This window comes from Streptomyces sp. NPDC058086 (assembly GCF_042885015.1).
Classification (GTDB): Bacteria; Actinomycetota; Actinomycetes; order Streptomycetales; family Streptomycetaceae; genus Streptomyces.
Genome location: NZ_JBHVST010000086.1, coordinates 19,924 through 39,346, shown reverse-complemented (window position 1 = coordinate 39,346; position 19,423 = coordinate 19,924). Strand labels below are relative to the sequence as shown.

The 19,423-nt window shown below is 72.3% G+C and carries 19 protein-coding genes; 9 read left to right on the top strand and 10 right to left on the bottom strand.

From position 1 onward, the window contains the following. Positions 1 to 117: 117 nt before the first annotated feature. Positions 118 to 684: a class I SAM-dependent methyltransferase gene (locus ACFVWD_RS42705; RefSeq protein ID WP_389603316.1), complete on the bottom strand. Its 567-nt coding sequence runs from the start codon at positions 682 to 684 to the stop codon at positions 118 to 120. A gap of 132 nt (positions 685 to 816) precedes the next feature. On the opposite strand from ACFVWD_RS42705, the gene ACFVWD_RS42700 reads away from it, so the two are divergent. The 4 genes from ACFVWD_RS42700 (at position 817) to ACFVWD_RS42685 (ending at position 5,093) form a co-directional block, all read left to right on the top strand. Next, positions 817 to 2,094 (top strand): sensor histidine kinase, encoded by a 1,278-nt coding sequence (locus ACFVWD_RS42700; RefSeq protein ID WP_389603315.1) that lies wholly within the window; start codon positions 817 to 819, stop codon positions 2,092 to 2,094. Further along, positions 2,091 to 2,783: a response regulator gene (locus ACFVWD_RS42695; RefSeq protein WP_389603314.1), complete on the top strand. Its 693-nt coding sequence runs from the start codon at positions 2,091 to 2,093 to the stop codon at positions 2,781 to 2,783. The genes ACFVWD_RS42700 and ACFVWD_RS42695 overlap by 4 nt, the downstream gene beginning before the upstream one ends. 177 nt (positions 2,784 to 2,960) lie before the next feature. Further along, complete coding sequence (locus ACFVWD_RS42690) at positions 2,961 to 3,965, top strand: alpha/beta hydrolase (protein WP_389603313.1); 1,005 nt, start codon at positions 2,961 to 2,963, stop codon at positions 3,963 to 3,965. A gap of 108 nt (positions 3,966 to 4,073) precedes the next feature. Continuing rightward, the gene (locus ACFVWD_RS42685) at positions 4,074 to 5,093 is read left to right on the top strand and encodes a helix-turn-helix domain-containing protein (protein ID WP_389603312.1); all 1,020 of its coding nucleotides are present in this window, start codon (positions 4,074 to 4,076) and stop codon (positions 5,091 to 5,093) included. A gap of 60 nt (positions 5,094 to 5,153) precedes the next feature. Here ACFVWD_RS42685 and ACFVWD_RS42680 read toward each other — a convergent pair whose 3' ends face one another. Further along, the gene (locus ACFVWD_RS42680; protein ID WP_389603311.1) at positions 5,154 to 6,233 is read right to left on the bottom strand and encodes an NADH:flavin oxidoreductase/NADH oxidase; all 1,080 of its coding nucleotides are present in this window, start codon (positions 6,231 to 6,233) and stop codon (positions 5,154 to 5,156) included. Positions 6,234 to 6,382: 149 nt separating this feature from the next. Here ACFVWD_RS42680 and ACFVWD_RS42675 point away from each other — a divergent pair, with 149 nt between their 5' ends. Further along, positions 6,383 to 6,751: an ArsR/SmtB family transcription factor gene (locus tag ACFVWD_RS42675; RefSeq protein ID WP_384919542.1), complete on the top strand. Its 369-nt coding sequence runs from the start codon at positions 6,383 to 6,385 to the stop codon at positions 6,749 to 6,751. A 54-nt stretch (positions 6,752 to 6,805) separates the two neighbouring features. On the opposite strand, the gene ACFVWD_RS42670 is transcribed toward ACFVWD_RS42675, so the two are convergent. The 3 genes from ACFVWD_RS42670 to ACFVWD_RS42660 all read right to left on the bottom strand — a co-directional run bounded on the left by ACFVWD_RS42670 (position 6,806) and on the right by ACFVWD_RS42660 (position 10,567). Further along, on the bottom strand, positions 6,806 to 8,164 hold the full coding sequence (locus tag ACFVWD_RS42670; RefSeq protein ID WP_360271010.1) for a nucleobase:cation symporter-2 family protein: 1,359 nt from the start codon (positions 8,162 to 8,164) through the stop codon (positions 6,806 to 6,808). 162 nt (positions 8,165 to 8,326) lie between these two features. Beyond that, on the bottom strand, positions 8,327 to 9,685 hold the full coding sequence (locus ACFVWD_RS42665) for an FAD-dependent oxidoreductase (protein ID WP_389603310.1): 1,359 nt from the start codon (positions 9,683 to 9,685) through the stop codon (positions 8,327 to 8,329). A 198-nt stretch (positions 9,686 to 9,883) separates the two neighbouring features. Beyond that, a complete protein-coding gene (locus ACFVWD_RS42660) occupies positions 9,884 to 10,567 on the bottom strand; it encodes a DUF305 domain-containing protein (protein WP_389603309.1) in 684 nt (227 codons plus the stop codon). A gap of 176 nt (positions 10,568 to 10,743) precedes the next feature. On the opposite strand from ACFVWD_RS42660, the gene ACFVWD_RS42655 reads away from it, so the two are divergent. Beyond that, positions 10,744 to 12,246 (top strand): LVIVD repeat-containing protein, encoded by a 1,503-nt coding sequence (locus ACFVWD_RS42655; RefSeq protein ID WP_389603308.1) that lies wholly within the window; start codon positions 10,744 to 10,746, stop codon positions 12,244 to 12,246. On the opposite strand, the gene ACFVWD_RS42650 is transcribed toward ACFVWD_RS42655, so the two are convergent. After that, positions 12,234 to 12,938 (bottom strand): TetR/AcrR family transcriptional regulator, encoded by a 705-nt coding sequence (locus ACFVWD_RS42650; protein ID WP_389603307.1) that lies wholly within the window; start codon positions 12,936 to 12,938, stop codon positions 12,234 to 12,236. The genes ACFVWD_RS42655 and ACFVWD_RS42650 overlap by 13 nt on opposite strands. 233 nt (positions 12,939 to 13,171) lie before the next feature. Between ACFVWD_RS42650 and ACFVWD_RS42645 the strand changes: the two genes are divergently transcribed. Beyond that, the gene (locus ACFVWD_RS42645; protein WP_168500867.1) at positions 13,172 to 13,417 is read left to right on the top strand and encodes a DUF2630 family protein; all 246 of its coding nucleotides are present in this window, start codon (positions 13,172 to 13,174) and stop codon (positions 13,415 to 13,417) included. Between the two features lie 69 nt (positions 13,418 to 13,486). On the opposite strand, the gene ACFVWD_RS42640 is transcribed toward ACFVWD_RS42645, so the two are convergent. The 4 genes from ACFVWD_RS42640 to ACFVWD_RS42625 form a co-directional block, all read right to left on the bottom strand. Continuing rightward, positions 13,487 to 14,182 (bottom strand): HAD family hydrolase, encoded by a 696-nt coding sequence (locus tag ACFVWD_RS42640; protein ID WP_389603306.1) that lies wholly within the window; start codon positions 14,180 to 14,182, stop codon positions 13,487 to 13,489. A gap of 72 nt (positions 14,183 to 14,254) precedes the next feature. Further along, a complete protein-coding gene (locus tag ACFVWD_RS42635) occupies positions 14,255 to 14,938 on the bottom strand; it encodes a phosphatase PAP2 family protein (protein WP_389603305.1) in 684 nt (227 codons plus the stop codon). A gap of 67 nt (positions 14,939 to 15,005) precedes the next feature. Next, positions 15,006 to 15,941, bottom strand: a complete 936-nt coding sequence (locus ACFVWD_RS42630; RefSeq protein WP_389603304.1) for a M56 family metallopeptidase — start codon at positions 15,939 to 15,941, stop codon at positions 15,006 to 15,008. 98 nt (positions 15,942 to 16,039) lie between these two features. Next, positions 16,040 to 16,609, bottom strand: coding sequence for a DUF5134 domain-containing protein (locus tag ACFVWD_RS42625; protein ID WP_389603303.1), 570 nt, complete (start codon positions 16,607 to 16,609; stop codon positions 16,040 to 16,042). A gap of 220 nt (positions 16,610 to 16,829) precedes the next feature. Here ACFVWD_RS42625 and ACFVWD_RS42620 point away from each other — a divergent pair, with 220 nt between their 5' ends. Beyond that, positions 16,830 to 18,500, top strand: coding sequence for an FUSC family protein (locus ACFVWD_RS42620; protein WP_389603302.1), 1,671 nt, complete (start codon positions 16,830 to 16,832; stop codon positions 18,498 to 18,500). Positions 18,501 to 18,913: 413 nt separating this feature from the next. Then, complete coding sequence (locus tag ACFVWD_RS42615; protein ID WP_389603301.1) at positions 18,914 to 19,405, top strand: MarR family winged helix-turn-helix transcriptional regulator; 492 nt, start codon at positions 18,914 to 18,916, stop codon at positions 19,403 to 19,405. Positions 19,406 to 19,423 lie beyond the last annotated feature (18 nt).

Here is a 19,423-nt window from a genome sequence, read left to right as displayed (position 1 = left end):
GCAAACCCTACAGTATGTAGGGTTTCCGCTCGCCAACCGCTTCGGTGTCGGGTCTCCATCGCGTCGCGGGATCTTCGCAGGCGCTTCGGCACGGGATACGTCATCCTGCGCCGAGCGTCACGGCCTCCTGGTGGCCCGGTGCACGAAGGCGGGCGGGAGGTTCGGCCACACCACCGGCGAGCGCTCCAACCGGTCGAAACGGCACGCCAGTTCGGAGGTGAAGTGACGGGCGGGCGGAGTCCAGGCCGCGTGCAGATACGCGAAGGTGGTGAACCGGCCGCCGGGCGCGAGGACTTCGCTCACGGTGTCCAGGATGTGCCCGCGCCGCTCCCGCGACATGACCGTCCACGGCAGCCCGGAGACCACCGCGTCGACCGGTCCGCTCACCACGGTGGCCAGCTCGGCGGCCGAACCCCGCACCACGGTCAGCCGTTCGTCGCGCCGTGCGGCCGACAGCCGTGCCGCGAGCACCGGATTGAGCTCGACCGCGACGAGCCGCGCGTCGGGCGCGAGCCGGGCGAGGATCGCGTCGGTGAACACCCCGGTCCCCGGACCCAGTTCGGCAACGAGCCGGGCCCGCTCCAGACCGATGCCCTCGGTCATCGCGTGGGCCAGCCGACGCGAACTGGCCGTCACGGCACCGGTCATGAGGGGCCGTCTGAGGAACTCGCTGGTGATCGACATGGCGGCCATGCTGGAAGCGCGCCGGGTGGCCGCACGTCGTATCCCCGGCCGGTGCGCGTACGACCGCGGGAGGACCCCGTGACGCCCCGCAGGACGATGCGGCGGAGCGGGCCCCGGCCATAGCGTGAGGCGGTGCATCGGCTGATCGAGACCCTGGCCAGGCGGCGGCGCGGCCACCCGTGGCTGACGGACGTCCTGCTGGTCGTGCTGGTGGCCGTGCCCCCGGTCATCCGCCCGGAGCCGGGCTGGCGGCCGGTCTGGGTACAGGCGGGCGTGTACGTCGCCCTGGTGCTGCCCCTGCTGTGGCGCCGCCGGCGGCCGGTGCTCGTCGCGGCCCTGGTGACGGCGGCGTTCTGGGCGCAGTACCTCGGACAGGTGTGGGGACAGGAACCGGGGCGCGGCGCCGTCGCCCTGGCCGCGGTCGTGGCCACCCTCACCGTGCGCGGGCTGCGCCGCGCCGCCGCGCTGACGGTGGTCTGCGCAGCCGTCTGCGTACTGCTGTGGATTCCCGCGTGGCAGCGGGAGTACGTGGGTCCGGGCGCCCGCGGAGCCTGGCTCACCCCGCTCGCCGTGGGGCTGCTGCTGGCCGGGGCCTGGGTGTTCGGCGAGTACGTCCGTGCCCGGCGTGCCTACCTCGCCGAGTTCGAGCGGCGGGCCGCACTCGTCGAGTCGGAGCGCCTCGCCCTGGCCCGGGTCGCCGTCGCCGAGGAACGGGCGCGCATCGCCCGCGAGATCCACGACGTCCTCGCGCACAGCGTGAGCGTGATGGTGGTGAACGCCGAGGGCGGCAGGCTGATGCGGCATGTCGACCCCGCCGTCGTCGACCGCACCCTCGGGGTCATCAGCGCGACCGGCCGCGAGGCCCTGGGCGAACTGCGCCGGCTGCTGGAGGTGCTGCGTACGCCCGACGCGGACGCCTCGGCCGACCCCGACCCCGACCCCGGCTCCGGCCCCGACGCGGCTCCCGAGCCCCTCTCGGCCGATCTGCGCCGGCTGATCGGACGCCTCAACACGAGCGGCACGCGAGCCCGGCTGGACCTGCGCGGTGAGCGGGGCGGCCTCCCGGCGGACCTCACCGCGCAGACGTACCGCATCGTGCAGGAGGCGCTCACCAACATCGTCAAGCACGCGCCGCCGGACGCCTCGATCCACGTACGGGTCGACACGGGCACTCCAGGGCCCGGGCGGCTGGTCCGCGTCCGGGTGGAGAACTCAGCCGGAGCCGGAGCCGTGACCGCCGCCGAGCTCCCCGCCCCGCTGCCCTCGTCCGGTCGCGGTCTCACCGGCATGCGCGAACGCACCGCCCTGTACGGCGGGAGTGTCGACGCCGGGCCCACACCCGACGGCGGCTACCGGGTCGCCGCCACCCTGCGCGTCGCCGGGCCCGAGCCCACCGGGGCGGCCCCATGACCGGTCCGTCCCCAACCCCGTCCCCGTCCCGTGTGCTGATCTGCGACGACCAGGAGCTGATACGGATGGGGCTGCGCATGGTCGTCGACAGCCAGCCGGACCTCACCGTGGTCGGCGAGGCCGCCGACGGCGACGCGGCGATCGCGGGCGTGGCCGCCCTGGAGCCGGACCTCGTCCTGATGGACGTACGCATGCCCGGTCTGGACGGACTCGCCGCGACCGAGCACCTCTGCGCGCAGCCCCACGGGCCCCGGATCCTCGTCGTCACCACCTTCGACCTAGACGAGTACGCCTACGCGGCCCTGCGGGCCGGCGCGAACGGCTTCCTCGTCAAGGACGCCCCGGCCGAGGAGATCCTGGTGACCGTGCGGGCGGTGCTGCGGGGCGAGGTCATGGTGGCGCCCTCGCTCACCCGGCGCCTGGTCGAACGCTTCGTCCTGCACGCGCCCGCGTCCGCGTCCACGCCCGCCCAGCGCGGCCGACTCGCCGCCCTCACCGAGCGGGAACGGGAAGTCCTCGCCCTGGTCGCCCGGGGGCTGCCCAACGGCGAGATCGCGGGCCGCCTCTTCGTCGGGGAGACGACCGTCAAGACCCACCTCGGCCGCATCCTGACCAAGCTCGGCCTCCGGGACCGTATCCACGCGGTGATCTTCGCCTACGAGAGCGGGCTGGTACAGGTCGGGGACTGAACGGAGACGGGAACTGAACGGCTACGGGAATCGAGCGGCGAGGGGGATCGGGCGGCGACGTGCATCCCGCCGTTCGGCGGGACTTCTCCGCCGTCCGGCGCTGCCGCGGGACCGCGGGCGCGAGGCACGATGACAGCCAGTGGTCACAGGGACGTGGCCCGGACGCAGGGAGAGCCGATGACCACCAATGCTTCCGCCGATGCGCAGGGCTCCCGGGTCGGGCCGCCCCCGCCGTTCGACCCGGAGCTCGCCGCCGCCCTCGAAATCATCCGCGAACAGCTGCCGTCCTCGTTCAGCATCGAGATGATCCCGGCGCTGCGCGAGGGCATGGCACTGTCCGAAGGGGCGGACCTGGACCTGACCCGGGACGGCGCCTTCGAGGTGGAGGAACGCACGGTGCCCGGGCCGCAGGGCGCACCGGACATCTCCCTGCTCATCTGCCGGCCGACCCGGGCCGCCGCGGCCGTGCCCGTCGTCTACAACGTGCACGGCGGCGGCATGGTGATCGGCGACAACCGCACCGGCGTCGGGGAGATGCTCGACTGGGCCGAGGAGCTGGGCACGGCCGTGGTGTCGGTGGAGTACCGCCTCGCGCCCGAACACCCGCATCCGGCCCTCGTCGAGGACTGCTACGCCGGACTGAAGTGGACGGCCGAGCATGCCGGGGAACTGGGATTCGACCCCGAGCGGATCATCGTCGCGGGCGCGAGCGCCGGGGGCGGTCTGACCGCGGCGGTCGCCCTGCTCGCCCGGGACCGGGGCGCACCGGCGCTCCTGGGACAGGTGCTGCTGTGCCCGATGCTCGACGACCGCAACGAGACCCCCTCCAGCCATCAGATGGCCGGTCTCGGCGTGTGGGACCGCGCGGCGAACCACATGGGGTGGACGGCCCTGCTCGGTGACGCCCGCGGCGGCCCGGACGTCTCTCCCTACGCCGCCCCGGCCCGCGCCGACGACCTCTCCGGGCTGCCCCCGGCCTTCATCGACGTCGGCTCGGCCGAGACCTTCCGGGACGAGGCCGTCGCCTACGCGAGCCGGCTGTGGCAGGCGGGCGGCCGGGCCGAACTCCACGTGTGGCCCGGTGGCTTCCACGGATACGACCTGATGGCGCCGCAGGCCGCCCTGTCCCAGGACACCAAGGCCGCACGTCTGCGCTGGCTGCGCCGGCTCCTGGAGAACTGACCCCGTCCACCGGGCGTTCTTGCCGGTGACGGCTTGGCACCGGGCGCCGGAAGACGGAGCATGAGGGACGACGCTTTCCGGTGGGTCCGTGCGAGGTGAGTGAGTTCGGTGAAGGAGCTGGCGGGCAGGCTCGCGGCACTCGACCCCGACGCGGGTGCCGCACTCCAGGTGATCTCCTACTTCGACCGGCTGATCGAGGGCCGGGCGGGTCTGGAAGCCCTGGTGCGCGGCGCGGCCGTGCTGTCCGGCTGTCCGGCCCGGCTCGTCGACGAGGAGCGTGGGGTCCGCGTCCGGGTCGAGGCCGACGGGATGCGCCGGGACGTCGGCGGCCCCATCGACCCCGCATGGCCCTCGGCCCCATTGACGCCGGAAGGACCGCCTGCCGTCTGGCTGGAGCGCACGGGAGTCTCCGACGGGGTCCACGCGATGGTCCTCGAGCGTGCCGCGGCCGCCGCCCGGGTGGTGCTCGACCGGACGCGCGGGCGGGCTCCGGCGGAGGCCCGCGAGGCCGACCCCGCCTCGGTCGAGGTGCTCCTGGACTCCTCCGCCACCGAGCATGCCCGGCGTCAGGCGGCCGTCCGGCTCGGCCTGCGGGACGTGGCCGCCGCCCGTGTGGTGGCGACCGCCGAGGGCGGGCCGCTCGTCGAAGCGGTGCCCGCCACCGGCGACAGCACGCCCACCACCGGCGGCCGTCGCGCGGGCATCGGCCCCGCGGTGCCTGTACGGGACCTTCCGGCGTCGTGGGCCGCCGCCCGCACCGCCCTGCGGTTCACCGCGGAGGGCACCGACCAGGACCCCGGCCCCCGCACGGTGTACGCGGACGAGCTGGGCGGCCTCGCACTGCTCGCGGACACGGTCGGCCCGACCACCGAACCCGCCCCCGACGTCCGCGCCCTGGAACACGCCGTCGCGACGGCCCCCTGGGCGGCGAGCACGCTGAACGCGATCGCCTTCAGCACGAGTCTGCGCGCCGCCGCGGCGGAGCTGAACGTGCACCACTCCACACTCCAGGACCGACTTGCCCAGGCCGAGCACTGGCTCGACTGGCCGGTCCACGACCCGCATGGCCGGCTCCGCCTCCAATTGGCGCTGGTCCTGAGACGGTTGCACCGGAACGCGGCACGCTAGCGCGCGCTCCAGGGACGGTCCACGCGCAGCGGTGGTGGTGAGTGTCACGGAGCGGTGGTGCTACACGGAGCGGTGGTACTGGTCGGGGACGTGGACCTCCGCGCCCAGTTCACGGGCCGCCAGGCGCGCGAACGAGGGGTTGCGCAGCAGCTCGCGCCCCAGCAGCACGGCGTCGGCCTCGTCGTTGGCGAGGATCTTCGCGGCCTGCTCGGCGTCGGTGATGAGACCGACGGCGGCGACGGGCAGCGAGGTCTCCGCCTTGACCCGGGCGGCGAAGGGGACCTGGTATCCCGGCCCGACCGGGATGCGTACCCCCGAGACGTTGCCGCCGGTGGAGACGTCGAGCAGGTCGATGCCGTGCGCGCGCAGCTCGCCCGCGAAGCGGACGGTGTCGTCGGCGCTCCAGCCGCCCTCTTCCAGCCAGTCGGTGGCGGAGATCCGGAAGAACAGCGGCTTGTCGTCGGGCCAGACCTCCCGCACGGCGTCCACGACCTCGAGGGCGAAGCGGACACGGTTCTCATACGAGCCGCCGTACTCGTCGGTGCGGCGGTTGGAGTGCGGGGAGAGGAACTCGTTGACGAGGTAGCCGTGGGCGCCGTGGATCTCGGCGATCTCGAAACCGGCGTCCAGGGCGCGCCGCGCCGCGTCCGTGAACTGGCCCACGATCTCCCGGATCCCGGCCACGGTCAGCTCGGTCGGCACCGGGTGCCGCTCGTCGAAGGCCAGCGCGCTCGGGGCGTATGGCTGCCAGCCGTACGCGTCCTCGCCGACCGGCGCGCCGCCCTTCCAGGGACGGTCGGTGGAGGCCTTGCGGCCGCTGTGCGCGAGCTGGATCGCGGGCACGGTGCCCTGGCTCCTGAGGAAGCGGGTGATCCTGCGGAAGGCCTCGACCTGGGTGTCGTTCCAGATGCCCAGGTCGTAGGGGCTGATCCGGCCCTCGGGGGAGACGGCGGTGGCCTCGACGACGATCAGCCCCGTGCCGCCGGTGGCGCGGGCGGCGTAGTGGGCGAAGTGCCAGTCGTTCGGCGCGCCGGCCGAGGGTCCCTCCGGCGCGGCCGAGTACTGGCACATCGGGGGCATCCACACCCGGTTCGGTACGGTCACCTCGCGCAGGGTGAAGGGCTCGAAGAGCGTGCTCACGGCGGACTCCGTTCGTCGAGGGGCCGAACTGCACCTCGTACGATAAGCGCCGTAGTACGGGATGTGTCAAACTACGAGAGGTGTCGAACAATCCTCGTACACTGAGGTTCCTGGACGAGAATGAGGTTCCTGGACGAAGTGGAGCCACCGTGACGACCGCCGACCCCGCCGGCAGCAGCCGTGACCTGCCGCACCCCCTGCGTGAGGAGATTCGCCTGGAGTCGGTGCTGCACGCGCTCTCCGACCCCATGCGGCTGCGGATCGTGCGAGAGCTCGCCGCCGTCGGCGACGAGCTCTCCTGTTCGCATTTCGACCTGCCGGTCACCAAATCCACCACCACGCACCACTTCCGGGTGCTCCGCGAGAGCGGGATGATCCGGCAGGTCTATCGGGGAACGGCCAAGATGAGCGCTTTGCGCACAGCCGACCTGAACGCCCTGTTCCCCGGACTTCTCGACAGCGTCCTCGCCGCGATCGAGCGGCAGGGCGAGCGGCTGGGCGAACGCCTGACCCGCTGAGCGAAAGGCTGACCCGCTGAGCGAACGGCTGACCGGCTGAGCGCCCGGCGGGGCTCAGGCCGAGGCGGCTTCGCGCTCGGCGGCGACCCCGGCCGAACCCGCCTTCCCCGGCAGGTGGTTGAAGAGCAGGTTCAGGACGATCGCCGTCAGGCACCCGGCGCTGATCCCGCTGTTCATCACCGTCTGGAACCAGTCGGGGAACTTCGCGTAGACCGTCGGCACGCCGACCGGCAGCATGCCCACGGCGAGCGAGACGGCCACCACCGTCAGGTTGTTGTTGCCCTTGAAGTCCACCTCGGCCAGCGTCCGCAGGCCGCTCGCGGCGACCGTCCCGAACATCACCAGACCCGCGCCGCCGAGCACCGGCGCCGGCACCGCCGCGACCACCGCGCCCAGCTTGGGCAGCAGACCGAGCAGGACGAGGATGCCGCCCGCGGTCGCCACCACCCAGCGGCTGCGCACCCGGGTCATGCCGACCAGACCCACGTTCTGCGCGAACGCCGTGTAGGGGAAGGTGTTGAACACACCGCCGAGCACCGTGGAGAGACCGTCGGCGCGCAGACCGTCGGCCAGCGTGCGCGGCTCGACCTTCCGGTCGGTCATCTCGCCGACCGCGATGAGGTCACCGGTCGTCTCCGTCATCGTCACCAGCGCCACGACCAGCATCGACACGATCGCGGAGGCGTGGAACGTCGGCGTGCCGAAGTGGAACGGCGTGCTGATCCCGACCCAGTCGGCGTCCCCGACCCCGCCGAAGTCCGTGAACCCGAAGGGCACCGCCACGGCGAGGCCCACCGCGATGCCGACCAGCACCGCGATCCGGCTCAGGAAGGCCGGCGCGAACCGCTGCACACCCAGCACCACGGCCAGGACGAAGCCCGCGAGCGCAAGGTTCTTCGGTTCCCCGAAGTCCTTCGCTCCCACGCCGCCGGCCGCCCAGTTGCCCGCCACCGGCAGCAGTGAGACCCCGATGATCAGGATGACGGTGCCCGTGACCAACGGCGGGAAGAAACGCAGCAGCTTGCCGAAGACCGGCGCCAGCAACACGATCGCGAGCCCCGCGACGATCACCGATCCGTAGATCGCGGGCAGTCCGCCGCCCGTCGTCCCGATCAGGACCATCGGTGAGACCGCCGCGAAGGTGCAGCCCTGCATGATCGGCAGTCGTACACCGAACCGCCAGAAGCCCACGCACTGGATGAGGGTCGCGATACCGCACACCAGCAGGTCCGCGGTGATCAGATACGCGAGATCGGCGGGCGAGAGCTTCATCGCCCCGCCCACGATCAGCGGTACGGCCACCGCGCCCGCGTACATCGCGAGCACGTGCTGGAGTCCGAAGGCGGCCAGGTGGCGTACGGGTGGGACCTCGTCGACGGGATGCACGGGATGCGCGGGAGCGGTGGTCGCCATGGGCACTCCAGGAGCGGCGGGTGGGGACGGGGACGGCCGGACGGCGCGAGGAACGTCCGAACAGCACGAGACCGTAAGGGGCTTGAACAGTTTGTTGATTTCCGGCCCGTTGCCGCTATGTGTCATGCCCACCGAGTCGCGCCCGACCCCGCCGGAGAGGCTCTAGTACGAAGTCGCCGTCCGCGCCGCCGCCAGCAGTGACGTCCAGTCGGGCAGCTTGACCACACCCCGTCCGAGCGAGGCCCCGAGCTCCGCCTCCGCCCGCTCGATCGCCTCCCATCCGGCCCACGGAACCGGTGCCGCCCCGGCCGCCCGCAGCGCCGCGAGCGGATCCTCGGCCAGATCCCGCCGTACGAGTTCGGGGGCGTCCTCGACGAGCGAGGTCACCGTCTCCTTGGCGCACGGCCGGTTGGTGCCGATGACACCGGTCGGGCCCCGCTTGATCCAGCCCGCCACATACTCGCCCGGCGCGATCGCGCCGTCCCGCAGCACCCGGCCGGCGCGGTGCGGCACCGTGCCGTGGTCCGTGTCGAAGGGCAGCCCTTCGAGCGGCACGCCCCGATAGCCGACCGAGCGCAGCACCAACTGCGCCTCGATGTCCTCGTACCGTCCCGTGCCCGTCACCCCGCCGTGCCCGTCGGGCGCCGTACGTTCGAAGCGCACCGCGCCCACCTGCGTGCCGTCGCCCTCGTCGGGAAGCAGCTCGACCGGGCGCAGGAAGAAGCGCAGCCGGATCCGGCGGGCCCGGCCCTGCGGCGGCGCGGCGGCCCACCCCCGCAGCACCTCCACATTGCGGCGCTGCGCGGCGGGCAGGTCCGAAGGGTCGGCGTACTGCGGATCGAGCGCCAACTCCTCGGGGTCCACCACGACTTCGGTGTCCGGCAGCGAGCCGAGCTCGCGCAGCTCCTTGGTGGTGAACCGGGCCTGCGAGGGACCGCGCCGCCCGATCATGCTGATCTCGGTCACCTTGCTCGCGGCCAGTGCGCTCAGCGCCGCCTGCGGCACGTCCGTGGGGCTCAGCTCGGACGCGCCGCGGGCCAGCATCCGGGTCACGTCGACGGCGACGTTGCCGACTCCGACGACCACCGCCGAGCGCGCGCCGAGCACGAAGCGGTCGGTGACGGAATCGGGGTGCGCGCTGTACCAGGATACGAACTCGGTCGCCGACCAGCTGCCCGACAGCTCCTCGCCCGGCACCCCGAGATGGCGGTCGGTGGCGGCGCCCACGCAGTAGACCACCGCGTGGTACAGCTCCCGCAGCCGGGCCACGGGCACCCCGCCCGGGCCGACCTGGACGCCGCCCAGGAACCGCACCCGCTCGTCCTCCAGGACCGTCCGCAGATTGTTCTGCAGGGACTTGATCTTCTCGTGGTCCGGTGCCACGCCGTAGCGCACCAGGCCGTACGGGCACGGCAGCCGGTCCAGGACATCCACCCGGACCTCGGACAGCTCGCTCTGGACGAGGCTCTGGGCGGTGTAGACCCCGCTGGGCCCCGAGCCGACGACGGCGACATACAACACGGCGGAACTCCCAATCCGAAACCCGAACAAGCCCGAGGAGATCGCTGATGGCTCCAGCATCGCACCACCGACGCTCCGCTGACAGGGGGCGGCGCGCGGCACACGTGTGCGTGTTCATCCGTACGGGAAGTCATGGCATGAGTACGTGCCGTGAGCGCTCAGGCGGTCGTCGACGGTGTCACCGAGTGCTGTCGAGCGTCACCGCATCTCGCGCATCCTGCTGATCTCGCTCGATTGCTGGGCGATCACGTCGTCGGCCATCTCCTCGACCTGGATGTTGTTGCCCTGGGCCTTCACCTCCGTGGCCATGGAGATCGCCCCGTCGTGATGTGTGATCATCAGCTTGAGGAAGAGCGCGTCGAAGGCCTTGCCCCGCGTCGCGCGCAACTGCTTCAGCTGTGCCTCGGTCGCCATGCCGGGCATCTCCTCGTGCAGGTGTTCTGTGGGCCGCTTGTCGCCGTCGTGGGCCGTGAGCCAGCCCTTCATCGTGGTGATCTCCGGCCCCTGCGCGGCCGCGATCCGCGCGGCGAGCCGCTTCACCTGGCCCGACGCGGCCTGCTTCGGGGCGAGTCCGGTCATCTCCAGGGCCTGGGTGTGATGTTCGATCATCATCCGCGCGTAGGCGAAGTCCGCCGCGTTGGGGGAGTCGTCCTCGCTGCGCTGTTTCGCGGCGTCCGCGGCGGAGAGCGTCTCGGCCGCCTCGCCCGGCTTGCCGGGGGCGATCACCGAAGGCCCGCTCGTCCCGGCGGACTTGGGCGTGGAAGCCGAGCCGGAGTCGCAGCCCCCGAGCGCGAGCACGGCGACCGTCAGCGACGCCGCGCCCAGGAGCGCACGGGACGCGGGGGACGTACGACGGAGCAACACATCGACCTCCAGGGGCACATGAATCGCCGGACACCTCACGGGTGTTTCATGACCGTCCTAGCACGCCGGTGAACGTTACTGATCAAAAACTTTCATTACGAGTGCGTTGCCATCTGTTGATCAGTGCATGGGGCGGACGATACTTCTGGGGTCCGTGAACCGTTCAACTGCGAACGGCTACAAGGGAGGACGCAGTGACCCTGTTGATCGATCCCCGAACGCGGCGCAGACGCCTGGGAGTTGCCGCGGCCGCGGCCGGACTCCTGGCCGCGCTGCTCACGGCCGGCCCGGCGGCCGCGACCCCCGACCCCGGGGACGGCCCCGCCGCGCCGGAGAAGGTGTCCCGCGGCGACGCCGCCGAGACCAGGACGGCGATCGCGAACGGCGAGATACCCGGGCAGGACGAGATCGTCCACTCCGACAACATCGAGCACCTCACCAACATCCCCAAGGACGCGCTGCCCGGCACCAATTCCGACCTCGCCTTCCAGGGCAAGTACGCCTTCGCCGGCAACTACGACGGCTTCCGCATCCTCGACATCAGCAACCCGAAGGCGCCCAGGACGGTGTCGCAGGTGCTCTGCCCGGGCTCGCAGAACGACGTGTCCGTCTCCGGCAACCTGCTCTTCCTGTCCACCGACTCCTCGCGCAGCGACAACTCCTGCAACAGCACCACGCAGCCCGCGACCGAGAAGTCCTCGTGGGAGGGCATGAAGGTCTTCGACATCACCGACAAGGCGAACCCGAAGTACGTCGCCGCCGTCGAGACCGCCTGCGGCTCGCACACCCACACGCTGGTGCCCGAGCGCAAGAACGTCTACATCTACGTCGCCTCGTACTCGCCGAGCGCCACGTTCCCCGACTGCCAGCCCCCGCACGACGGCATCTCGGTCATCAAGGTGCCTCGCAACGCTCCTGAGAAGGCGGCCGTGGTGAACTTCCCGGTGCTGTTCCCGGGCGAGGGACCGGACGGCGGCGGCAACCCGGGCGCGCCCACCAACCCGGGCGTCTCCAAGACCACCGGCTGCCACGACATCACGGTCCTGCCCTCCAAGGACCTGGCCGCCGGTGCTTGCATGGGCGACGGCATCCTGTTCTCCATCAAGGACCCGGAGCACCCGAAGGTCATCGACCAGGTCGAGGACAACGTCAACTTCGCTTTCTGGCACTCGGCGACCTTCAACCAGAAGGCGAACAAGGTCGTGTTCACCGACGAGTTGGGCGGCGGTGGGGCGGCCACCTGCAACGCGGCCATCGGTCCGAACCGCGGCGCCGACGGCATCTACGACATCGTCGGCAAGGGCGACAAGCGCAAGCTCGTCTTCAGGAACTACTTCAAGATCCCCCGCCATCAGGCCGACACCGAGAACTGCGTGGCCCACAACGGCTCGCTGATCCCCGTCAAGGGCAAGGACCTCATGGTCCAGGCCTGGTATCAGGGCGGCGTCTCCGTCTGGGACTTCACCGACTCCGCGAACCCGAAGGAGATCGCCTACTTCGAGCGCGGACCGCTGACCACCGACAAGCTCACGGTCGGCGGCTCCTGGTCGGCGTACTACTACAACGGCTACATCTACTCGAACGACATCACCAAGGGCTTCGACGTCCTCAAGCTCAGCGACCGGCGCACCGACCCGGCCAAGCGGGTCCACCTGCGCGAGCTCAACGTCCAGACGCAGCCGGACTACTTCGACTGATCGTCGGGCGACTGATCGTCAGGCGGCTGTTCGTCCGGTCGCCCGCCGGTCGTGAAGAACCGTGACAGATCGCTGTCGCACGTCCCGCCGGGCACTTCGGTGTCCGGCGGGACACCCATCTCCCAGTCGAGGTGGTAGCGCTCGAACAGCTCGGTCCGCAGCCTCGGGACCGGCATCGGCACACCCGGCACCAGGGCCGCGTACACGGCACCCATGAGTACCGCCCGCAACATCGGGTAGTCGGCGTCGGCGTTCTGGGAGCCGTACCCGGCGACGGTCTCCCGCAGCAGCTGCGCGAGGCGCTGCTGCTCCGGACACTGCACGAACCCCTCGCCCTGCAATATCCCCGCCATGTGCTGACGCATCAGCACGGGCCGGTCCCTCGCCAGGCCCAGAATCGCGTCGATGGCCCGGGCCAGCCGCTCCCGGCCGTCCTCGGTACGCGGCTCGCGCTCCAGCCCTTCCTCCAGAGTGCGGTGCATCATCCGGTGCACGGCGGACTGCAGGAGCTGGCGTTTGCCGGGGAAGTAGTACGACACCAGTCCGCGCGCCGATCCCGCGCGATCCGCGATGTCCCCGAGCGTCGTCGCCTCGTAGCCGCGCTCGTTCACCAGCTCCACCGCGGCCTGCAGCAGACGCTCACGGGAACGCCGCCGCAACTCTTCATTGACCGACGGGCTGCGCGGGGACATGCTGGAACTCCTGTGTTGACTGGCTGCCAGCCAACTATACTCGGAGCGTCCGGGCCACGACTCACCGCGGGGGAGGCTTCGGGCTGCCGTCCGCCTGGGGCGACGCGGGGGATCGTCTCAGGCGGACGGGCACAGGGCGAGCGGAATTCCCGGCCGGACAGGATTCCCGAGCGAGTCGCACGGCCGCCGTGGCCTCCTTAGAGTGGGCGGGAGTGCCGAGGAGGCGGGTGGAGATGGATCAAGAGCAGATCCTGGCCAAGATCACGGCGATGGTGGACGACGAGCGACGGCTGCGCGACGCCGTCACATCAGGGCAGATCGACAGCGCCACGGAACACGAGCGGCTCGGACAACTGGAGCGCGAGCTCGACCAGTGCTGGGACCTGCTGCGCCAGCGGCGCGCGAAGTCCGAGTTCGGGGAGAACCCGGACGAGGCGCGTGTACGACCGTCCTCGCAGGTCGAGGGCTATCAGAGCTGAGAGCGAGGGCCCTCGGGCCCGACATCGACGGCTGTCGGGCCCAAGGGCGCTTTCTGGAAGCGGCGGGGGTCAGCCGACCAGGTCCAGCACCGGCCGCAGTCCCTCCGGGCGCCGCGCCGCGGGCAGGTGGTCCACGAAGTGCACCGCACAGCCCAGCGCCGCCGCACCCCCGTCCGCGCGGCGGTCGTCCCCGACCATCAGCGTGTCCTCGGGGGCGATGCCCAGCGCGTCGCAGGCGGTCGCGAACAGCCGGGTGTCCGGCTTCTGGACGCCGTGCTCGTACGACAGCACGTACGCGCCCACGTGCCGGTCGAGGCCGTGCTCACGGAAGACGGGCCGCAGATCCCAGCCGATGTTGCTGACCACCCCGACCGCGACCCCGCGCCCGCACAAGGCGTCGAGCACCTCGGCCGTGTCCGGGTAGGGTCCCCACGCCGCCGGGAGCATGTGACGGTCGTACAGCGCGTCGTGCAGCCGGGCATCGGGCAGCCGCACCTGGCGGGAGATCGCGGTGTACATGGCCCGGTGCCGCTCGGCGCTCTCGTCCCGCCTGCGCCACAAGTCCTCCGAGCCCTCCGGCAGCCGGGGCGCGACGTCACCGCCGGGCAGCGCGCCCACCGCCTCCAGGGCGTCCGCCACCTCGGTCAACTCCCGCTCCGGCAGGGCGAGATCGGCGTCCCTGAGCGCCGCGCGCAGCCAGGACTCGGTCGGTTCGGCACGGAACAGTGTTCCGGAGAAGTCGAAGAGCACGCCTTTGATCGTCATGAGTGCATCCTTCGGGGCGCGTTCCGTGCCGGTCAACCACGCTCTGGGCCGGTCAACCACGCTCCGCGCCGGTCAAGCACGTTCCGCGCCGAACCGGCGCTCATGGGCCACCACCGCCAGGGCGACCACCAGCGCGCCGAGCAGCCAGCCGCCCAGGACGTCCGAGGCCCAGTGGACGCCCAGCCAGACTCGGGTCAGCCCGACACCCACGACGGAGATCACGGCCAGCGCCAGTGCCGTGCGCCGCAGCGCGCGCCCGGCGCCGTACAGCTGGAGCAGCCACAGCAGCAGCCCGCACACCACCGTCGCGGTCATGGCGTGGCCCGAGGGGAAGGCCGCGTAGTGCGCGGAGTCCACGGGGTCGGGCCAGACGGGGCGCGCCCGGCCGACCGCCGCCTTCAGCGACTGCTGCACCACCGTGCCCAGCACACAGGCGGCCGCCACCCACAGCGCCGGCCACCACGTCGAGCGCCGCCACACCAGCCGGACCACGACCAGCGCACCCAGCGCGCGCATCGTCCACGGGTCCCACACCCAGTCCGTCAGAACGCGGAACACATGGGTGACACCGGGTTCGTCGACCGCCCAGCGGTGCGTGGTGCGCGCGATGTCGCCGTCGAGGGCCAGCAGCGGTCGCCAGGAGAACGCGACCAGCAGGAGGAGCAGCGCGGACGGCACGGCGAGCACCGCCGCGGTGAGTGCCGCGGTCCGTGGGGTGGGGGTGCGGAGCGGTGAGTCGACGGGCGGGGAGCGCATACGGTGATCCTCGCCGACGTACTGGGCCGGAGGCCAACCCCGTATCGCCGAACCGCCGCTGTTGCGGCTAGCCGAGCGCCCGCAGGCCCGGTACGAACGCCACCAGCAGGGGGATCACCGGCACCAGCGTGGCCGCCGCCGTCAGTCGCAGCCGCCGCGACGGCGTCAGCCGGTCCGGGGGAGTGAGCAGGCGGTGCACCCGCTGCGGGACATGGGCCTGCGGAGTCGGACAGGGGCCGAACACGCCCCGGTCCTCGTTCAGTTCCACCAGCGCGAGGGCGATCGTGAGGCGGCCGAAGCGGCGGGACGCCATGTCGTCGGCGGCGAGTTCGACCAGGCGGTGCATCTCGTCGCGGAACGCGGCGAACACGGGCACCTGCGGAAAACCGACGGCGAGCGCGGCCGAGCAGTGCAGCAGCCAGTCGTGCCGGGCCCGCGCGTGTCCCTGCTCATGGGCGAGCACGGCATCCAGCTGACGCCCTTTGAGACGGCGCAACGCGGCTGTGGTGACGACCAGTTGGGGAGCGGTCCCGGGCAGCCACCAGGCGTCCGGACGCTCGCCCTCCAGCACCACCAGCCGGTCACTGCCCGGCTCCTCACCGGGCAACAGCGGTGCGCGCAGGAGGAGTTCGTCACGGCTCTGGCGACGGTGGGCCCGGGCCCGCAGCACCTCGCGGACCAGCATCGCCGCGGTCCAGGCACCGCCGCATGCGAGCGCCACGGCGGTCGTCGCGGCCCACGGGCTCCCCTTGCTCAACGCGTAGGCGTCCACGACGGAGTGCGGAGCGGGGGCGAAGACATGGCCGCGCACCGCCACCCACGCGGCGGCCGCGCTGAGCGTCATCGACAGGACGCAGCACAGCAGAACGGCCGCCACCACGCACTGCCACGCCCACAGGGCGACCACGGGTTCATGGTCCGGCCAGTCCGCCCGGGCGAGCAGTCGTGGAGCGACCACGGCGGCCAGGGCGCCGAGCAGCAACAGTGCCGCGGGGACCATCATGGGGTGAAGCCTATGAGCGGAGCGTCGCCGGGGGATACGGCCCGCGACGACAAAGTGACGTACGCCACGGTTTCACATGTCCGGGGCGGGAGCGGTTCTCAGAGCGTGACCAGCATGGCCAGCATCGCGATCCCCATGGACAGACGGCACGCCTGTGACAGCTCTGGGCGGTCTCCCCAGCCGAGGGTCCGGGGGGTGCCGCCGAGCATCCCCGAGTCGCCGGCCACCGCCGCGACCGGCAACAGCCGGGCCCCGGAGCGCAGCACGTACCCGACGAAGTAGACCAGGAGCGCCCCCGTGACCAGAGGGATCCCGGAACCGCCGCCGTGCTCGTGATGCCCGGGGGAGGCGGCCATCGCGGCGGCCATGTAGACCATGGCGCAGGCCCCGACCAGATGGTGCAGATGGTGCGGGCTGCTGCGGACCGACCACAGCGTGCGCAGGGCGGCGGCACCGAACACCGCGGCGTAGGCGAACCAGGTCCAGTGCGGCGGAGTGGCCGCCGCCGCGGGCACGGCCATCGCGGCCATGCCGAATCCCATGAGCGCCTCGCCGCCCGCGGTGCGGCGCTGCTCCTCGACGCGGCTGCGCATCCGCAACAGGCAATAGGCCCCGCTCGCCGCGCACAGCGCTACGAGCAGCCAGCCGGGTGACGCCGGTCCGTGCACCGCGTACCTCCCCGCTCGACGGAGTCGGACAGTCGTTGATGTCGGACAGTCGGTCAGGGCATGCCCGGGCGGGGCGGTGCGCAAGCGAGCGCAAAGGTGCACACAGGGGAGCGTGCGGGAGTGCGTCGCAGGTGGGCATGGGTGGGCGTGGGCGTGGGCTCGGGCGGGTGGTGGCGGGAGGATATATTTCACGAGTAAAACACCTGCTAATCTTAAAGGTATGAGTAGTGCGACCCCCCGGATCCCCCGTGTACGCCGGCGTCCCCATGGACCTCGTCTCCCGCTGGCCGGTGTGCTGCGGCTCGGCCGCCCCGCCGACATCTGGTTCAAGCCCGCGCTGAGCGTGGTCGCCTCGGTCGCCCCGGCGAATCTGACGCTTCTCGCGCTCGGCCGGCTGGACCTGGCGATGTACACCATGGCCGGGTCGCTCTGCGCGCTCTACGCCCACAACCGTCCGTACGCCGCCCGCGCCCGTGCGCTCGCCTGGGTCGTCCTCGGCATGCTCGGCGGCCTCGCCGTCGCGCTGACCGCGGCCTCGCTCACGACGAACGCCGTCGTGCTGGTCACCGTCGGCGCGCTGCTGGCCGCCGTGCAGAAGGCGCTGTGCGACGCCACGCGCATCGGGCCGCCCGGTCATGTTGTCCTGGCCTTCATCAGCTCCGCGTCCCTGTTCGTGCCGCAGACGCTCGGCCAGGTTCCCGGTCACCTCACGCTGGGCGCCGCCGCGGGTGGCTGGGCGTGGATCGTCGGCATGGCACCCGGGCTCGTCCGCCCGCACGGGCCCGAGCGCCGCGCGACGGCGCACGCGCTGAACGCCGCGGCCACCTACGCCGAGACGGCGGGCAGCGGTGACGGGGCCGCACGGGCCCGCGCCGCCGCGGCCGCTGCCGTGCACGGGGCCTGGCAGTCGCTGCTCTCCACCGGCGCCCGCAACGCGCCCCGGCGCGCCCTGGAACGGCTCGTCGTGCGCGCCGAGGTGGCGATCACCGCGCCCGCCCACACGGAGCCCGAGCGGCTGCGGGCGTGGGCGCGCGAGGTACGGGGCGCCGGGCCCGTACCTCGTCCGGACGACCTCGGGGAAGCCGCCGAAGAACTTCTGGGCGTGGAAGTAGAACTCGCCGTCCCCCCGACCCCCTTGTTCCGTCGCCTGGGGCCACTCGCCCCGATCGCCCTGCGCACCGCGCTCGGTTGCGCCCTCGCCGGATACGCCTCGCTCGCGCTCGGCGTCGGCCGCCCCTACTGGGCGCTGGTCACCGCCGCCTCGCTCTATCAGGCCAACGTCACCCTGACCTGGAGCCGGGGAGTGCAGCGCGTCGTCGGCAACCTGATCGGCGTCCTCTTCTTCGCCGTGCTCGCCCCGTCGGCCCATCTCAGCCGGGCGGTCCTCGTCCTGCTCTGCCTCGCCCTCAACTTCGGCGCCGAGGCCCTGATCGGCCGCAACTACTGGCTCGGCAGCATCTGCGTGACCCCCATGGCGCTGCTCATCACCGAGTTCGCCCGCGTCCAGCAGCCCGGTGAGCTGATGACCGACCGGGTCGCGGACACCCTGGTGGGTGCGCTGGTCGGCTTCGCCGCGGCGGTCGCGGTCACCAACCGGCGGGCCGGCGACCGTATCGAGGACGCCCTCGACGCCGTCGAGCGGGCCCGCGCACGCGCCGCGGGCCTGCTCGACGCCGAGAGTCCCGAACCCGGCGCCCTGGAGGCCGCCCGCCGTGCTCTGTCCGGCGCCGTCGTCGAGCTGCGCGCCACCGCCGACGCCGCCGCCGGCGAATGGTGGCAACGCGCCCTGCCGGAGGAGCGGGTGATGCGGGCCGAGCAGTCCGGACACCGTACGCTCGCGGCGACGGTACGACGGCAGGGACTGCACTCCTTGGAGGGCGCACAGGCATGACGGCAGCGGATGGGCGCGCGACGGACGCGGCACTCGGCCGGAGCGGCACTCCGACCCCGGCGGCACCTCGGCACGACGCGACACACGGGCAGCCGAGTCGGATGAGCGAGCCTCCGGCTGGGCGAGCGGGTTCGGTGGGTGCCGTGGTCGGTGGTGCGGACGGTCCGGCGGCCCGGCGCTCGGCGTCGGCGGATGCGCGCGCCGGTGGGCGCGAACCGTCGGGCGGCTCGGCCGGACGGGGGCTCTCGGCGAGCGATCCGATCGGAGGAGTGGCGTCCACGGGCAACGGGACTGGAGAAACGGCCGACGCGGGTGCTCCGGCCCCCTCAGGCAGCCCAGTCGCCTCAGGTCCCCAGGCCCCCTCGGGTACCCCCACCACCGCACCCCCCGGCACCCCGCCCCCGGTCGACACCATGGCCGCCGTGGTGCGGCAATGGCAGGCCGTGCATCCCGGGATCGACACCGGGCCGATGGAGATCATCGGCCGGATCAACCGCTCGGCCGCGCTGCTCCAGCAGGCCGAGGACGCCCCGTTGCGCCGGGCCGGGCTCACCCGTCCGGAGTTCGACGTCCTCGGGACCCTGCGCCGCACCGGTCACGAACTGACCCCCAGTGAGATCGCCCGCGAGACGTTCTCCTCCGGTGCCGCCGTCACCAAACGCCTGAAGCAACTGACCGAGCGCGGCCTGGTCGAGCGCCGCGGAGACACCCGTGACCGCCGGGTCGCGCACGTGCGGCTCACCGACGCGGGGCGCGACCTCGTCGACGGCATCCTGCCCCAGCAGCTCGCCTACGAGACGACGGCCCTGTCCGGCATCGACCCCGCCCGCCAACGTGAACTCGCGGACCTGCTCGGCGAGTTGCTCGGTCAGCTCGAAGGCCGTCTCGGGGTGCCACGGGTCTGAGCCGGGCCGGGGCCCACA

Excerpts from the sequence above, each read along its gene's own strand:
- ACFVWD_RS42695 (WP_389603314.1), top strand. The coding sequence starts at position 2,091 with ATGACCGGTCCGTCCCCAACCCCGTCCCCGTCCCGTGTGCTGATCTGC.
- ACFVWD_RS42630 (WP_389603304.1), bottom strand. The coding sequence starts at position 15,941 with ATGATGGTCCCCGCGGCACTGTTGCTGCTCGGCGCCCTGGCCGCCGTG.
- ACFVWD_RS42705 (WP_389603316.1), bottom strand. The coding sequence starts at position 684 with ATGTCGATCACCAGCGAGTTCCTCAGACGGCCCCTCATGACCGGTGCC.
- ACFVWD_RS42650 (WP_389603307.1), bottom strand. The coding sequence starts at position 12,938 with ATGTCCCCGCGCAGCCCGTCGGTCAATGAAGAGTTGCGGCGGCGTTCC.
- ACFVWD_RS42615 (WP_389603301.1), top strand. The coding sequence starts at position 18,914 with ATGGCCGCCGTGGTGCGGCAATGGCAGGCCGTGCATCCCGGGATCGAC.
- ACFVWD_RS42690 (WP_389603313.1), top strand. The coding sequence starts at position 2,961 with ATGACCACCAATGCTTCCGCCGATGCGCAGGGCTCCCGGGTCGGGCCG.
- ACFVWD_RS42645 (WP_168500867.1), top strand. The coding sequence starts at position 13,172 with ATGGATCAAGAGCAGATCCTGGCCAAGATCACGGCGATGGTGGACGAC.
- ACFVWD_RS42640 (WP_389603306.1), bottom strand. The coding sequence starts at position 14,182 with ATGACGATCAAAGGCGTGCTCTTCGACTTCTCCGGAACACTGTTCCGT.
- ACFVWD_RS42620 (WP_389603302.1), top strand. The coding sequence starts at position 16,830 with ATGAGTAGTGCGACCCCCCGGATCCCCCGTGTACGCCGGCGTCCCCAT.
- ACFVWD_RS42670 (WP_360271010.1), bottom strand. The coding sequence starts at position 8,164 with ATGGCGACCACCGCTCCCGCGCATCCCGTGCATCCCGTCGACGAGGTC.
- ACFVWD_RS42635 (WP_389603305.1), bottom strand. The coding sequence starts at position 14,938 with ATGCGCTCCCCGCCCGTCGACTCACCGCTCCGCACCCCCACCCCACGG.